The organism is Bradyrhizobium ferriligni (assembly GCF_056837965.1).
This window is the reverse complement of the sequence record NZ_JBXEJO010000045.1, coordinates 18624-32021: the sequence shown is the minus strand read 5'-3', so window position 1 is coordinate 32021 and position 13398 is coordinate 18624. Positions and strand designations below refer to the sequence as shown.

13 protein-coding genes are annotated in these 13398 nt (G+C 65.7%); 7 read left to right on the top strand and 6 right to left on the bottom strand.

Annotation, left to right across the window (positions count from 1 at the left end):
- Positions 1 to 3 precede the first annotated feature (3 nt).
- Both AC1VNY_RS25535 and AC1VNY_RS25530 read right to left on the bottom strand, forming a co-directional pair.
- On the bottom strand, positions 4 to 1347 hold the full coding sequence (locus tag AC1VNY_RS25535; RefSeq protein WP_482407249.1) for an ATP-binding protein: 1344 nt from the start codon (positions 1345 to 1347) through the stop codon (positions 4 to 6).
- Positions 1344 to 2066 (bottom strand): response regulator, encoded by a 723-nt coding sequence (locus AC1VNY_RS25530; RefSeq protein WP_026192667.1) that lies wholly within the window; start codon positions 2064 to 2066, stop codon positions 1344 to 1346. The genes AC1VNY_RS25535 and AC1VNY_RS25530 overlap by 4 nt, the downstream gene beginning before the upstream one ends.
- A gap of 282 nt (positions 2067 to 2348) precedes the next feature.
- Between AC1VNY_RS25530 and bamA the strand changes: the two genes are divergently transcribed.
- Both bamA and AC1VNY_RS25520 read left to right on the top strand, forming a co-directional pair.
- Positions 2349 to 4859 (top strand): outer membrane protein assembly factor BamA, encoded by a 2511-nt coding sequence (gene bamA / locus AC1VNY_RS25525; protein WP_482407248.1) that lies wholly within the window; start codon positions 2349 to 2351, stop codon positions 4857 to 4859.
- A gap of 128 nt (positions 4860 to 4987) precedes the next feature.
- Positions 4988 to 5539 carry a carboxymuconolactone decarboxylase family protein gene (locus AC1VNY_RS25520; RefSeq protein WP_482407247.1) on the top strand — a complete coding sequence of 184 codons (552 nt, stop codon included), beginning with the start codon at positions 4988 to 4990 and terminating at the stop codon, positions 5537 to 5539.
- 8 nt (positions 5540 to 5547) lie between these two features.
- Here AC1VNY_RS25520 and AC1VNY_RS25515 read toward each other — a convergent pair whose 3' ends face one another.
- Positions 5548 to 6114, bottom strand: coding sequence for an AAA family ATPase (locus AC1VNY_RS25515; RefSeq protein WP_482407246.1), 567 nt, complete (start codon positions 6112 to 6114; stop codon positions 5548 to 5550).
- Between the two features lie 213 nt (positions 6115 to 6327).
- On the opposite strand from AC1VNY_RS25515, the gene AC1VNY_RS25510 reads away from it, so the two are divergent.
- The 3 genes from AC1VNY_RS25510 (at position 6328) to AC1VNY_RS25500 (ending at position 9335) form a co-directional block, all read left to right on the top strand.
- A complete protein-coding gene (locus AC1VNY_RS25510) occupies positions 6328 to 7494 on the top strand; it encodes an ABC transporter substrate-binding protein (RefSeq protein WP_482407245.1) in 1167 nt (388 codons plus the stop codon).
- Between the two features lie 132 nt (positions 7495 to 7626).
- Positions 7627 to 8844, top strand: coding sequence for an MFS transporter (locus AC1VNY_RS25505; RefSeq protein WP_482407244.1), 1218 nt, complete (start codon positions 7627 to 7629; stop codon positions 8842 to 8844).
- 158 nt (positions 8845 to 9002) lie between these two features.
- Positions 9003 to 9335 carry a hypothetical protein gene (locus AC1VNY_RS25500; RefSeq protein WP_482407243.1) on the top strand — a complete coding sequence of 111 codons (333 nt, stop codon included), beginning with the start codon at positions 9003 to 9005 and terminating at the stop codon, positions 9333 to 9335.
- Positions 9336 to 9347: 12 nt separating this feature from the next.
- Here AC1VNY_RS25500 and AC1VNY_RS25495 read toward each other — a convergent pair whose 3' ends face one another.
- Both AC1VNY_RS25495 and AC1VNY_RS25490 read right to left on the bottom strand, forming a co-directional pair.
- Positions 9348 to 9995 (bottom strand): Vgb family protein, encoded by a 648-nt coding sequence (locus AC1VNY_RS25495; RefSeq protein WP_482407242.1) that lies wholly within the window; start codon positions 9993 to 9995, stop codon positions 9348 to 9350.
- A 134-nt stretch (positions 9996 to 10129) separates the two neighbouring features.
- Complete coding sequence (locus AC1VNY_RS25490) at positions 10130 to 11350, bottom strand: helix-turn-helix domain-containing protein (protein WP_482407241.1); 1221 nt, start codon at positions 11348 to 11350, stop codon at positions 10130 to 10132.
- Between the two features lie 92 nt (positions 11351 to 11442).
- Here AC1VNY_RS25490 and AC1VNY_RS25485 point away from each other — a divergent pair, with 92 nt between their 5' ends.
- A complete protein-coding gene (locus AC1VNY_RS25485; RefSeq protein WP_482407240.1) occupies positions 11443 to 11691 on the top strand; it encodes a hypothetical protein in 249 nt (82 codons plus the stop codon).
- Positions 11692 to 11696: 5 nt separating this feature from the next.
- Here the strand turns inward: AC1VNY_RS25485 and AC1VNY_RS25480 are convergent, their stop codons facing one another.
- Entirely contained in the window at positions 11697 to 12788 is a 1092-nt protein-coding gene (locus tag AC1VNY_RS25480) for an adenylate/guanylate cyclase domain-containing protein (protein WP_482407239.1), read from the bottom strand.
- A gap of 77 nt (positions 12789 to 12865) precedes the next feature.
- On the opposite strand from AC1VNY_RS25480, the gene AC1VNY_RS25475 reads away from it, so the two are divergent.
- Complete coding sequence (locus tag AC1VNY_RS25475) at positions 12866 to 13315, top strand: SRPBCC family protein (protein ID WP_482407238.1); 450 nt, start codon at positions 12866 to 12868, stop codon at positions 13313 to 13315.
- Positions 13316 to 13398: the final 83 nt, after the last annotated feature.

Sequence of the window (13398 nt, the reverse complement as noted above, 5' to 3'; positions counted from 1 at the left end):
GCTCTAGCCGGACACGAGCTCAGGAAGCACGGGTCGAGACGCGCTCGTCCCGCTTCGATCCGATCCGAGGTGCACGGGCCCCGGCAATTTGATGCGGACAAGAAGGCCGTGCGGCGCGTTGTCCTGCAGCGAAAGCTCGCCGCCATGCCCGCACACCATGGCCTGCGCGATCGAAAGGCCAAGTCCGAACCCGCTTTTCTCGTCCATGGTGCGGGCCTCGTCCCCCCGGACGAATGGCTTCAGCATTTCGGCCCGGCGGTGCTCCGGAATCCCCGGACCGTCGTCCGAGACGTCGATGATGGCCTGATCGGCTGATGCGGTCAGCTTGATCTCGACTTCGCTACCGAAGCGCAGCGCGTTCTCCACCAGGTTTGTCACGGTGCGGCTGATTTCGCTCGGACGGATCAGGAGCGAAGCCCTGGTCGGGCCCTGGTAGCGCACGACGTGACCGTAATCGGAGAATTGTTCGCAGATCGTCTGCAGCAGGGCAGCGACGTTCACAAGCGTCGGCTTCGCCGCGCCGCCGCCGCTGAGGAATGACAGCACCGATTCCAGCATGGCCTGCATCTGGTCGAGGTCGTGCAGGGTCTCCGCGCGCTGGGCGTCGTTCTCGATGTATTCGGACCTGAGCCGCAGCCGGGTGATCGGCGTGCGCAGGTCGTGACTGATGGCGGCGAGCATGCGCGTGCGGTCATTCATCAGCGTGGTGATGCGTTCGCGCATGCGATTGAGCGCGACCGCCGCGGCGCGGATTTCCTCCGGGCCGGTCTCCGGAAGCGGCGCGGCCGCCTGGCTGATGCTGAAATTCTCGGCGGCGCGGGCAAACGCGGAGAGCGGCGCACTGAGCGCGCGGCCGGCCCAGACGCCGAGCAGCGTGACGCTGACGAACAGGAACAGGAATGTGCTGACCCAGAATCCGCCGAAGAACGGCGGCATTTTCGTCGGGCCGATCGTTGCTTCGAACAGCGCTCCGTCCGGCAACCGAACCACCGCCGGCGCGGTCTTCGAGGAAAATTCATCGACATCGTCGACGCCAGGTGCCTCGGACGAAGCATCGTCAGACGAGCCCGGACCTGCGTCGCGCAATGTGAGGTGCAGCCGGGGAAAGGCGCGATCGGCAGCGCGCAACAGCGTTGCGCGATCGGCCGCAGGGGCCTCGGCCAGAAGCCTGGCAACCAGCTGGAACTGATGGATCGGCCTGTCCGCGAACGATCTCGGCTTCTGGCTGACGAAATAGAGCCCGATCAGCGCATGGATGAGCACCAGCGAAAGCAGGATCAGCGCGGCGATCTGGCCACTGATCCGGTGGAAGCTGAAAAGCGCGGCGATCCTGCGGGTCCAGCTCATGCGTCCTCCACATGCGGCGTGAAGATGTAGCCGCCGGTGCGCACCGTCCGGATCACCGACGATCCTTCGCTCGTATCGAGCTTGCGGCGAAGCCGGCTGACCAGCACATCGATGCTGCGCCCGAACGGACTGGCCGGCCGGCTGCGCGTCATGGTCAAGAGGCCGTCCCGCGTCAGGATCCGGCCGGGTCGCTCGCAAAACACCTGCAGCAGGTCGAACTCCGCGCTGGTCAACGGGACCTGGGCGCCGTCGGGATCGCGCAGTTCGCGCAGGCGCAGATCGATGGTCCAGTCCTGGAAGCGCAGGCGCGCGGCGCTCTGGCCCGAGCGCCCGGCAAGGCCGGCCTGGGCCTGGCGGCGCAGCACGGCGTTGATCCGCGCCAGCAGCTCGCGCGGATTGAACGGCTTGGCGAGATAATCATCCGCGCCCATCTCGAGCCCGAGGATCCGGTCGAGGTCCTCGCCCTTTGCCGTGAGCATGATGATCGGGATCGTCGAGTCGCCGCGCAGGCGTCGACACAGGGTTAGTCCATCCTCTCCGGGCAGCATCAGATCGAGGACGACGAGATCGAGCGAATGCCCGGCAAGGTAACGATCCATTTCCCTGCCGTTCGAGGCGGTGGCCACCAGGCAGGATTGGTCGCGCAGGTAGCGGGCAATCAAGTCTCTGGTTTGCAGATCGTCTTCGACGATCAGGATCTTCGGAGTGTTTGCAAGCATGATCCGCGACCGGGTCCTCATCATGACGTTACTGACGCGCGTTCCAGCGCTCAGCCACCAATTGACCAGCATACGTGTCGCTTGTGGGCGGCATTGCGCCTTTTCGTAAGCATAGTGTTTCTGAACTGTAAGCGTCGCGCGCAGCCCGAAACAATCCGCGATGCCGGCCGCGTCGTGTCGCGCTAACAGTCCCAAACCACTGGAAATAATCCCGCAATCCTGCAGCCACACCGCAGCCATCACCGTCCCGTCACAACGGGCTTCTTGTTCGCGAGGTGTGGAATGAAGACGTGGCGGGGCTTTGTCGCGGCGATCGTGCTGTCGGGGTTTTCGATCCCGGGGACGCCGGTGATATGGCCATTGGTGGCTCCGGTGGCGGCCCAATCGGTTGATGCGATCACGGTCGAAGGCAACCGGAGGGTAGAGGCGGAGACCATCCGCTCCTATTTCAGGCCCGGGCCCGGCGGCCGTCTCGATCAGGCTGCCATCGACGACGCCCTCAAGGAGCTGGTCGGGACCGGGTTGTTCCAGGACGTCAAGATCAATCAGGCGGGCGGCCGGATCGTCGTTTTGGTGATCGAGAATCCGGTGATCGACCGCGTCGCGTTCGAGGGCAACAAGAAGATCAAGGACGAGCAGCTCTCGGCCGAAATGCAGTCCAAGCCGCGGGGTACCCTGTCGCGGCCGATGGTGCAGTCAGATGCGCTGCGGATCGCCGAGATTTATCGGCGCTCAGGCCGCTACGACGTGCACGTCACGCCGGAAATCATCGAACGCTCGAACAACCGCGTCGATCTCGTCTTCACCGTCGACGAGGGAGCGAAGACCGGCATCAAGACCATCGAGTTCATGGGCAACAACAGTTTCTCGGCGGCGCGCTTGAAGGACGTGATCAAGACCCATGAGACGAACTTCCTGAGCTTTCTCGGCAATGCCGACATCTATGACCCGGATCGGGTCGAGGCCGACCGCGACCTGATCCGCCGCTTCTACCTGAAGCACGGCTACGCTGACGTCCAGGTCGTGGCTGCACTCGCCGAGTATGATCCGGAGCGCAAGGGCTTTCAGGTGACGTTCAAGATCGATGAGGGGCAGCAGTACCGCGTCGCGACGGTCAGTTTCCGCTCGAACATAGCGGGCTTCGATCCGACGACGCTGCGTTCATTGTCGCGCGTCGGCGAAGGCTCGCTCTACAATGTCGAGGCGGTCGAGAAGTCGGTCGAGGACATGCAGATCGAAGCGTCGCGCCGCGGCTACGCCTTCGCGGTGGTCCGTCCGGACGGCACCCGGAATTTCGAGGCCCACACGGTGGGCATCGTGTTTCGCGTGGAGGAGGGGCCGCGCACCTATATCGAGCGGATCGACATTCGCGGCAACGGCCGCACCCGGGACTACGTGATCCGGCGCGAGTTCGATCTCTCCGAGGGCGATGCGTATAACCGTGCGCTGGTCGATCGCGCCGAGCGGCGGCTGAAGAATCTCGACTACTTCAAGACCGTCAAGATCACCACCGAGCCCGGCTCAACGAGCGATCGCGTGGTGTTGGTCGTCGACCTGGAGGAAAAGTCGACCGGCGACTTCTCGGTGTCGGGCGGTTATTCCACGACCGACGGCGCGCTTGCCGAGGTCAGCATCTCGGAGCGAAATCTGCTCGGCCGTGGCCTGTTCGCCAAGGCGACGGTCAGCTACGGCCAGTATTCGCGCGGCCTGTCGCTGTCCTTTGTCGAGCCGTATTTGCTCGACTATCGCGTCGCGCTCGGGCTCGATGCGTATTACAAGGAGCAGCTGCCGACGGACTACACGACCTATGGCGTGAAGACGATCGGGTTCTCGCCGCGGCTCGGCCTGGCCTTGCGCGAAGACCTGACCCTCCAGCTGCGATATTCGCTCTATCAGCAGGAAATCTCGCTCGATAGCGCCTACGCGAACTGCAACAACAATCCGGCCAACCCGTCGCTCGCGTTCAATCCAACACCCGCCTACATCCAGAGTGTGCTCGGCGGCGTCGATCCCACGAACTCGGTCTCGTCGGGGCTTTATGGATATGGCTGCTACGGCGACGGAGAATCCACCTTGCCGGTGCGCAAGGAACTGGCCGCAGGGGCGACCTGGACCTCGCAGATCGGCTACACGCTGACCTACAACACCCTCGACAACAACAAGAACCCGACCGACGGCCTGCTGATCGACTTCAAGCAGGATTTTGCCGGCGTCGGCGGCGACGTGACATATCTGAAGAGCGCGGTCGACGCGAAATACTATACGCCGCTGGTGTCCGACCTGATCGGACTGATCCACCTGCAGGGCGGCCTGCTCACCAAGGTCGGCGACAATGACCTGCGCATGCTGGACCATTTCCAGATGGGGCCGAATCTCGTACGCGGCTTTGCCACCAACGGCATCGGCCCGCGCGACATCACCTATGCGAGCTTAGGTGCGGTCGGGGATGCGCTCGGCGGCACCAAATATTGGGGCGCGTCGATGGAGCTGCAGATGCCGTTCTGGTTCCTGCCCTCCGAGGTTGGGTTGAAGGGGGCTGTCTATGCGGACGCCGGCTCGCTCTGGGGTTATGAAGGTCCGACGTCATGGGCCGCAACCGGCGAGGTGAATACCGCTGCTTGCAAATGCGGCCTCCAATACGACGATGGGAACGTGGTGCGAACCTCGGTCGGTGTCGGCCTGATCTGGGCCTCGCCGTTCGGCCCGCTGCGCTTCGATTACGCCGTGCCGATCACGAAGGGTAAATACGACATCGTGCAGGAGTTCCGGTTCGGAGGCGGGACGTCGTTCTGAGCCCAGTCGGACTGCGTCGCGGGTGACGGTAAGTTCCTGGCGTGACGCCTGCCATGCCGTCCTGCGACTTGCGGTATCAGGCGAAGCGGGGCAGGCTGCATTGGTTCAGTTCCGATCCGAGGCCATCCATGTCACGCGTGTCCATCAAGACCAGGAACGACCTGCCGGGCGAGCTCAAGCCGCTGTGGGACAAGATGACCACTTATGGCGCGTTCGAGCACCAGGCCGGCGTCATGGCGCAGCGCCCGCCGACCTTCAAGCACATGTGGTCGCTGCTGGTCGATCTCGCCGACGAGGCGGTGGTCTCGAAGCGGCATCTCGAGCTCGCGCTGGTGACGGTGTCGCTGCTCAACAAGTGCGACTATTGCGTGTCGCACCATGCGCCGAAGCTCGCGATCCAGGGTGTTTCGGAGGCGGGCGCCGAGCGGCTGCTCGACTATCGGGATCATCCCGAGCTCGATGCGCTCGACAAGCTCGTGGTCGAATATGCGATCGCCGTCACCAACAACTGGAACAAGACCCGCGACGAGATCTTCGCACGCCTGCGCGAACATTTCTCGGAAGCGCAGATCGTCGAGCTGACCTGGCGGATCGCGCTATGCGGCGCCTTCAATCGCTTCAACGACATCTTGCAGCTCGATGTCGAACAGGGCGTTCCGCAGCGCGAGGCCGCGGAGTGACGGCCTGATCAGGTCACCGATGCGGCGCCGCCGCCGAGCGTCGTGAGCACGAAATCGGCCCGCTCTGCGGGCGATGTCTTCGGCAGGCCGATGACGTCGTAGCCGAGCATCGGAAGTGTCTCCATCAGACGCTGATACTCCGCCGTCGCTTCCTCGAAGCCGTGCCGGCGCTCGGAATCGGTGACGTAGATCTCGGGCCATGGCGGCGTCATGAACACGTGCCGGTGGTAGCGATGTGCTGAGCAGATCGGGTGCAGCACCGGCTCGCCTGTCAACGCCTCCAGTGCCGCCGCCGCGTCGACGAGGCCGCGATCGAAGAACACCCATCCCGATTGAGCCTTGGCCATCGCCAGATCTTTCAGCGCGACGTCGACGGCGCGACACAGGAATGCCGCCGCATCGGCCCAGGGCAGGGCGTTGCCGCCTGACGCGAGCTCATCGGCGATGATGCGGCGGCCGGGCTCTTCGACGACCGGATAGCCGCGTGCACAGAGTTCGGCCAGCAGCGTCGATTTTCCTCCGCCGGAGCAGCCGGAGATCAGGACGAAGCGGCTTTGCAAAGGGTGTCCTTTCATCAATCGTCACACCGCGCGAACGAGCACGCCGCGAAGGCGGGTTGCCCGATAGACCAGAAATCTTGAGGAGGAAGGCGCGCGGAAATGTCTCAACGCGCGGAGTGAGCATAGCCTCGAATGTGACGCAAATGGGGGCGCGCTTGACGAATTCTTCAGTGCCACGCCGATAAGATCGATCAAACTGGATGCTTCCTGTCTGAAGGAAAGACGCACATGGCATCACGCTCGATCATCTGCACGACGCTCGCGCTTCTGCTCTGCGGTGCGATGCTTCAGCCGGCGCGCGCTGCCGAACCCGGCGAACCGATCCGCGTCGGCGCGGTGCTGCCGTTTTCGGGCGGGGTCGAGCTCTACGGCCAGCAGGCGAAACTTGGGCTCGATCTCGCCGCCAGGGACATCAACGCGGCCGGCGGCATTCTTGGCCGGCCGGTCGAGGTGATCTATGCCGACGACAAGACACGGCCGGGTTCGGCCGCTGAGGCGATGCGCTCGCTGGTCGAGAAGCAGGGGCTGCTGGCGGTGGTCGGTCCGATCACGTCGCAGAACCTGAATGCGCTGGTGCCGATTGCCGAGAGCTCGAAGACGCCGCTGCTCTACGCCACCAACTACGAAGGCGGCAAATGCAGCCGCTATTTGTTTTCGTTCGGCGCGGTGCCGAACCAGGAGCTCGGCCAGCTGCTGCCCTACATGACCCGGACTTTCGGCGACTCCTACTTCCTGCTCGGCGCCGACCGGGTCTGGCCGCATCAGATGTTCGGCATCGCGCAGCCTCTGATCGAGAAGCTCGGCGGCAAGGTGGTCGCGACGAAATACACGCTGGGGACCGAGACCGACTTTTCACCGCTGATCAAGGAGATCGCGGCGAGCAAGGCCAAGGTGCTGTTGTTCGCGCTGAAGGGCGACGGGATGGATTTCATCCGGCAGGCCGACGAAGCCGGGCTATTGAAGGACATCACCGTCGCGTTCCTCGGATTGTCGGAAGTCGACCTCGGCATCTTCCGCGGCAAGGGGCAGAACATGGTGACCGTGGTGCCGGCGGTCGCGGCGAGCGAGGATCCTGCCGTCAAGGCGTTCGTCGCGAAAGCCCGCGCCGCCGCGGAGCCGGGTGTCGCGGTGTCGAACTATGTGATGACGCATTACAACACGCTGATCGCGCTGAAGGCGGCGGCGGAGAAGGCCGGCAAGCTCGACAAGGAGGCGATCATCGACGCGATGGCGGGCCTCGCCGTTCCGTCGCCGACCGGTCCTATCACGCTCGGTCAGGATCATCACGCGGCGATGAGCATGTTCATCGCCAGGACGCAGGGTTCGGAACTCGTGCAGGTCCGCGCGCTCGGCGAGATCGCGCCGGAGCCGGGGTGCAGTCTGGCTGGCCGCTGACCAGCCGGAATATCTCGGTAGCCGCGCAAGACGCCATGCTCGCAAAAAAGTGAGCTGGCGCGCTCGTCAGCTGTCGGTTTCGCATCGTCCCGCTCGTCTTCCAGCCAGAAATAGCTGAACGGGAGTTCCGGAATGAGCAATTCGACCTATCGCTGGGTGATCGTCGCGGCTGGCGGCCTGCTCGGCTGCGTCGCGATCGGCGGCATGTTTTCGCTGCCGGTGTTTCTCCAGCCCATGGCGCACGAGACCGGCTGGTCGGTGACCGGCATCTCCAGCGCGATGACGATCGGCTTCCTCGCGATGGCCTTCACCAGCATGATCTGGGGCACGCTGTCCGATCGGTTCGGGCCGCTCCCGGTGGTGCTGACCGGATCGGTCGTGCTGGCGGCAAGCCTTGCGCTGGCCAGCCAGGCGACATCGCTGCTGGCCTTTCAGTTCGTGTTCGGCGCGCTGGTGGGCGCGGCCACGGCGGCGATCTTCGCCCCGATGATGGCCTGCGTCACCGGCTGGTTCGACACCCATCGAAGCCTCGCCGTCTCGCTGGTGTCGGCCGGCATGGGCATGGCGCCGATGACGATGTCGCCGCTCGCGGCCTGGCTGATCTCCCACCACGACTGGCGCACCGCGATGCTGATCGTCTCGGGCGTGGTTGGCGCGATCATGATCCCGGTCTCGTTCCTGGTGCGCCGCCCGCCGGCGCTGCAGGGCGACCACGTTGAAGCGGTCACCGAGAACGGCGAACCGCCGATGTCGCTGGCGCAGGCGCTGCGCTCGCCGCAATTCATCATCCTGATCGCGACCAATTTCTTCTGCTGCGCCACCCATTCGGGCCCGATCATCCATACCGTGAGTTACGCGGTCACCTGCGGCATTCCGATGGTCGCCGCGGTGACGATCTACAGCATCGAAGGGCTCGCCGGGATGGGCGGCCGCATCGCCTTCGGCCTGCTCGGCGACCGCTTCGGCGCCAAGCGCGTGCTGGTGCTCGGCCTGCTGGCGCAGGCGTTCGGCGCGCTCGGCTACGTCTTCGTGCGCGAGCTCGCCGCGTTCTACGCGGTCGCGGCGATCTTCGGCTTCATCTATGCCGGTACCATGCCGCTGTATTCCGTGCTGATCCGCGAGAATTTTCCGCTGCGGATGATGGGCACCGTGATCGGCGGCACCGCGATGGCCGGCAGCCTCGGCATGGCGACCGGGCCTTTGGCCGGCGGGCTGATCTACGACACTTTTGCGAGCTACACGTGGCTCTATCTCGGCTCCTGGGCCGTCGGCATCGGCGCGTTCCTGATCATGATGACCTTCCGCCCGATCCCGGCGGCGCGGCCCGCGGAGGTGCCTGCGCCTGCATGAGGTTTGACCTAGGTCATGCAGCGCGCCGCTCGGACAGACGCATTGTTCTTGCCGAGCGGCGGGCAAAGGGGCAACGTTGTGGCGTCATTGCATCGGTCGGGCGACCAAGGCTGAATGCCATGATTGTTGGCACGACGCCAGACGCATGAGAGCCCACTATGTACCGTGATCTCCAATGGTCCCCGGCCGAAGAGAAGATTGCGCGCAAGGCCTATGATTCTGCGCTGGAGTGCGCACTCGCCAAGGTGATGGTCGAATTCAAGAGCAGGGCCGTTGCGGCGGCGACGCCGTCGGAGATGTGGGAAGTTGGCGCCTATCTGCACCAGCAAAGGAGGGAGCTCGATGAGATGTTCGACTATCGATACTCGCAACTCCCGCTTGTCTTCGCGCGGCTCATCCGAGAACAGCATCTCGACGAGGCGCTGCTCGCGGGTTTGTCGGACGGGAAGCGCCAGGTGATCCGCTCTATTCTTTCTCTGGCCGAAAGGTAATCGCAAATCGCTTCACGCGCGGCTGCGCTTCGGCCGCCGGATGGCACGCACCTTGTTGTTGGCGGAGCCGCTTCCGCAGAAGAAGCGGTCGCCGCCGTCGGACTCCAGCCCGGAGACGAATACGCCCTGCGGCATCTCCAGCTTTTCCATGACTTCACCGGTCTGCGGGTCGATGCGCCGCACGTCGCTTTCATCGCCTTCCCAGGTGCCGTGCCAGAGTTCGCCATCGACCCAGGAGACGCCGGTGACGAACCGGTTGCTTTCGATGGTGCGCAGAACCTTGCCGGTTTCCGGATCGATCTGAACGATGGTGCGATCGCGATACTGGCCGACCCACAGCGAGCCCTCGGCCCAGGCGAGGCCCGAGTCGCGGCCGCCGCCGGGCGACGGGATGGTGGACACCACGCGCCCGCTGTTCGGCTCGATCTTCAGAATGCGGTCCTCGGCGATCTGATAGAGGTACTTGCCGTCGAAGGCGGTGCCGGCATGGGCCGCGATATCGAGGGTGCGTGTGGTGTTGCCGCTGTCGGGATCGAAGGCCACCAGGCGGTCGCCGGCCGCGAACCAGACCTGCTCGCCGTCGAAGCTGACGCCGCCGACGTTCTCGACGCCGTCGAAGGGACCGTATTCCCGGATGATCTCGGCCGTGGCCTTTTTCATGCTGCGCTCCTGTCGCCTGGAGCTTCGGTTCTGATTGAATCAGAATCGAGGCTCCAGATTTCCTGTTTTGACGCGTCTTCTTCACGCGAACGGGTATCCGCTTCGCTCGAAAACGCTCTGATGTCGCCCTGATGCTAGCCGTTCGGCAGCGGGGCAGGGAGTAACAACGTCGTCGTGAATCCTGGCACCGGCGGGGTCATCCAGCGCCGGGCGCGGGCACGGCCGACCGACTGCACCTTGCCGGTGGCGGCCAACGCGTCGAGCGCGCGCTGCACGGTGCGCTGGCTCGCCCCCAGCGCGACCGACAACGCCGAGCTCGACCAGGCCTCGCCGTCGGCGAGAAAGGCCAGCACCGCCGCATGCTCCTCCTCGACCGGCAGCGCCAAAACGCTCACCTCGCGCCGGCCATGTGGTTCCAGCACAAAGCCGTCAGGCGTGGCGCTGAGATCGGCGAGCGGCCGCAACGCGCGGCGCAGCCGTCCGATCTCGACGCGTAGCCGCGCACGGTGCGATTCATCGGCGTGCTTGCCGCGAAACGCCCGCGCGATCAGCGTGCCGCGCGACACGTCCTGCGGCCACGCTTCGCCGAGCGCGCGCGCGAGCGCGAACAGCACCGGCCGCCGGGTCAGCGAGACCGTCGTGCTGGTATCGCGCACGACATAGCGGCAGGCATCGACGACGAGGGCCTTCGACGCCATCAGGGCCTCGACCTCCTCGAGCAGCAGCGGCCGCTCGCTGCCGCGCGCGATCAGACGCGCCGCGGGCGTGGCGAGCAGGCGCGCGGTGCTTTCGACCTCGGCCGCGAGCTCGGCGATGCCGGCGCAGCGCGCGGCTTCCCTCGCGCGGGCCAGCGCTTCGCGTGCCGGTTTGGTCCGCAGCCGCCGCATCGCGATTCCGGCGACAACCAGCTCATGGCCGACCCGCAGCGCCGGCGGGAACGGCGCCGGGTCGAGGCCGTCAAGCATGCGCTCGGCCGCATCAAGGCTCCCGATCAGCAGCAGGCGGCGGATTTCGAGATAGCCGGCGTGGGCGGCGTTGAGTGCATCGCCTCGTGCCGCGAGCGTTGCGCGTGCCGCGGCGAGGCTCTTGCCGGGAAAGGAAAGGTCGCGCGACACCAGCGCGATCTCGGCCTCCGCCACCACGCAGCGCGCCCGCGCGACGGCTTCGCGCGGGCCGAATGCGCGGCCGGCGCGCCGCAACAGCTCCTTGGCGCGGGCGAAATCGCCGAGCCGGGCCATCGCGATGCCGCGCAGCGCCAGCGCCGGCGCATCGTCGCGCAGGGCCACCCGTTTCAGTGCGCCGAGGGGATCACCCGCCGCGAGCGCGCGCGCCGCAGCTATGATCAGCGAGTCCATTCGAATCCCGACACACTTGTCACTCTCACTCTCCGAGGCCCGGTCCTAACCTAGCACATGACGACATGGATCATCTCCAGAGAGATCGAACGATGACCGGTACTGAAACACGAGAAGATTGGGTGAGGGGGCGGCTCGGTGGACGCGGGCCCATCGTGGCGCGCTTTCTGTCGCTGGCGGCGGCGCCGACCTTCGCCGTGATGGCGCTGATTGCCGCGATGGCGCCGGCCGACATGATCTGCGGCGCGATGCAGGGGCCGCTGTCATTGCAGGGCATGGTCCCGATGTACGCGCTGATGAGCGCATTTCATCTGGCGCCATGGCTGCGCCTGTTCAGATGACCGGCTCAAGTCTCCGGCAAAGTGAAGACCGCGCATGGCCGCGCAATGCCGCGCAATTCATGACTGCCGAGCGCGACCAGCGGCGTCTCGGTCTCGGCGGCGAGGGCGCCCGAAACCAGCACGGTCTGCTCGAGCGGCTTGCAGAGCCCTTCGAGCCGGCTCACCAGATTGACCGCGGCGCCGATCGCGGTGAAGTCGAGGCGGTCGGCGGCGCCGATATTGCCCCAGTGCACCTCGCCGAGATGCAGCGCCGCGCCGAATGGCAACGGCGGCAAGCCCTGCTTGCGTCGCTCTACATCGAGATGCGCCATGCCGACGCGCGCCGCCGATACCGCGCGCAATGCCGCATCGGATGCGCTGCGCGCGCTGGTCGTGACCGGAAAGATCGCAAGCAGGCCGTCGCCGATGAATTTCAGCACCTCGCCGCCGAAGGCGTGGATGGCGCCCGCGATGCGGTCGAACCAGGCATCGAGCGCCGCGATCACCTCGGCAGGCGGATGGCTTTCCGACAGCGCGGTGAAGCCGCGGAGGTCTGCGAACAGCAGCGCCGCCCGGATGGTTTCGCCGGTATTGCGCCGCAACGGCGATGCCAGCACGCGCGCCGCGCTGCGCCGGCCGAGATACGCCTCCAGCGCCGCCGTCAGTGTCGCGCGCGCCGCGAGCGCGGCGAGCGGCGCGGCCATGAACCGCGCCGCCTCGCGCAATTGATCCGCCTCGGCAGGTGTGAACGTGCGTGTCCCGATCCAGCCGAGGGTCGGACCATCCGGCCGCGTTCCAATCGTGCCCTCGTGGATCGGGCCGGGCGCGAGAGTTCCGAGCCAGCGCCGGCCGGCGTCGCCGGATCCCACCATATCGGGCATCGCAAAGGGTTGTTCCGGCGCGAATCCGAGCGCTTCGATGACCTCGCCATTGTCGGCACGCCACAGCCAGGTTCGTCTTGCAATCAGGGGGTGCGGAACCTCGAGCGTCAGAGCGCCGCCGGCAAGCGGCAGGCCATCCGTGATAAGATGGCTACCGAGGTCCGCCAGCAACCGGTTGGCGCCCGCGGTCTCGGCGGCGGCGTCGACCAGCCAGCTCAACGTCGAGGACAATTGCATCACACCATCATGGGGTTGACGCACCGCCCTTGTCACGAATTATCCCGGAGCACCGACTGTCAATGGAGCATGGATCGATGACTGAAGCCTTCATCGTTCAACGCGAGATCCAGATCGCAGCCCCGGCTGCAACCGTGTTCGCCTTCCTGACCGATCCGCAGAAGATCGTGAGCTGGATGGGGCTGGAAGCCGCGACCGAGACGCATCCCGGGGGCCTCTACTTCCTCAAGGGGCTCGGCAGCGATCGCAGCCGCGCCGCGCGCGGTGCGTTCCGCGAGGTCGTGCCGGTGCATCGTCTCGCCTACAGCTTCGGCTGGGAGGGCAGCGAGGAAGTGCCGCCGGGATCGAGCCTGATCGAGATCGACCTGATGGAGCAGGGCAACGGCACGCTGCTCCGCATGACCCATAGCGGCCTCCCGAACGCCGCGCAGTGCGATAGCCACGACAAGGGTTGGGCGCACTATATGGGCCGGCTCTCCCACGCGGCCGCCGGTCGGGATCCCGGCCCCGACCACGGACCGGCGTGAGGCAGCTAGGCCTTCTGCAGGAGTTTGTCGGCCACTATGTGTCACGGCCGACAACAAGGAAGGTGTGGAAGCAGGGCGGGCGC